This is a genomic window from Providencia sp. PROV261 (assembly GCF_028477945.1).
Taxonomy (GTDB): domain Bacteria; phylum Pseudomonadota; class Gammaproteobacteria; order Enterobacterales; family Enterobacteriaceae; genus Providencia; species Providencia stuartii.
This window is the reverse complement of the sequence record NZ_JAMPMC010000086.1, coordinates 1-1,470: the sequence shown is the minus strand read 5'-3', so window position 1 is coordinate 1,470 and position 1,470 is coordinate 1. Positions and strand designations below refer to the sequence as shown.

Sequence of the window (1,470 nt, the reverse complement as noted above, 5' to 3'; positions counted from 1 at the left end):
GTAATAGCCAACGAATTTCTTCCGTTTGCTCTCAGTTTTAACTGGTAATATTTGCCCCCTTGAACTCAGAATATCAGATAAGGATACTAATGCACCCTCACTAAAAACCATAAATGGAGATAGAAAACTACTGAAATCAAATTTATAGTTTTTATTACCAAAATCATTAGGGTGCAATTCTAAAATTATACCTACATAATTATCACCAAATCTTCTCCATTTTTGGTCTCTCGATCTTCCCATAATACTCTCTTCACCGTCAGGATAGTCTTGAATAAAAGAGCTATAATTTGTTATATCTGACTGTAAACAATATAATTTATCGATCATAATATGTTATACCAGCTTGTGGCTCGACTTGCGGAAGATAAAATTTCTCGTATATTTGACAATTCATCCAGAACACCTTGCTTACCACCCATTCGATCCGCATCTATGATTCTTGTATTAACAGCAGCTAGGTATTGATTAGGGTGTCTACCATTATGTTTTATCCCTGATAATGTTTCATCAATGTTATTTTTATTCGGCAGGAAAACACCATTTCTTGCATCATCAACATCAATACCATGTTTTTTCAAGATGTCTCTGGCTGGCTGGGCACCTTTAGATGCATCACCAACAATTTAGTGTGCTGAACGACAGCAACTAAATAAAAAATAAGCTGGGAAGATTTGAGGATCCTTCCGGCTTTTATTTATTTCAAGTTTTATTCTTGATTTCTTTTATCCATTCATTAAATTCTTTTACTAAATAAGGATCTTTATTTACTGATAATATTTCTTCTAGATATCGACAAGTATCTTTATTACCCATATCAATCACGTATAAAACAATAGAATCAACAATGTCATTTTCAAACGAATCAATAGCTACGCAATATATATTTATTAAATCCCTCAGGCCACCATTAACATCTGCTTCTAACTTATTTAAAGCTTCATTATATTGATGTCGGATATCCATATAACCTCACATTAATTATACGGGAAGCGTCCCGGAGACATCGGAATGTGAACATCAGCGTTATGATTCGGATTAGTTCCTCGGTCAGAAACTCCACCTTTGGCAGTGTGTCTGCCAGTCACGTCTCGTGGGCGATAATTTCCATTAGAGACACTGGATGTTGGGACTGTTTCAATATGAACATGAGGTACAGCATCAGCATAGTTTGAAGGTGAACGAGGATTCGCCGGATCAATTCTCACGGCAACAGTATTTCCATCTGGTAAGCCTTTTGTCCAAACTTCCCCCCCACTATGTGCTTGCACCGACGAATAACCTCGATTACGTAAAGTCTGACGTATTTGTCCAGGCGTTCTATTTGTGAAATTAGGTAATCCAGATATTTCTTCCTGTATATTTTGGGCACTTCTGAACCGCCCGTCACTCCCCCTTAATCCACAAGTAGAAAGACCTAACGGATCGATCCATGACAACGGATTAGGCGCATACGCATAGGTATTTAAA

General features: G+C 37.0%; 2 protein-coding genes and 2 pseudogenes. All 4 read right to left on the bottom strand.

The window, feature by feature from the left end; translation table 11 throughout:
• A pseudogene (locus PR675_RS20650) lies at positions 1-330 on the bottom strand (hypothetical protein); the annotation flags it as partial.
• On the bottom strand, positions 327-626 hold the full coding sequence (locus PR675_RS20645; protein ID WP_258524971.1) for an AHH domain-containing protein: 300 nt from the start codon (positions 624-626) through the stop codon (positions 327-329). The pseudogene PR675_RS20650 and the gene PR675_RS20645, both read right to left, overlap by 4 nt.
• A gap of 76 nt (positions 627-702) precedes the next feature.
• A complete protein-coding gene (locus PR675_RS20640; RefSeq protein ID WP_036943174.1) occupies positions 703-966 on the bottom strand; it encodes a hypothetical protein in 264 nt (87 codons plus the stop codon).
• A gap of 11 nt (positions 967-977) precedes the next feature.
• A pseudogene (locus PR675_RS20635) lies at positions 978-1,470 on the bottom strand (RHS repeat-associated core domain-containing protein); the annotation flags it as partial.

What these genes read in the sequence shown, in the direction of transcription:
- PR675_RS20640 (WP_036943174.1), bottom strand. Translation starts at nt 966, where the DNA reads ATGGATATCCGACATCAATATAATGAAGCTTTAAATAAGTTAGAAGCA.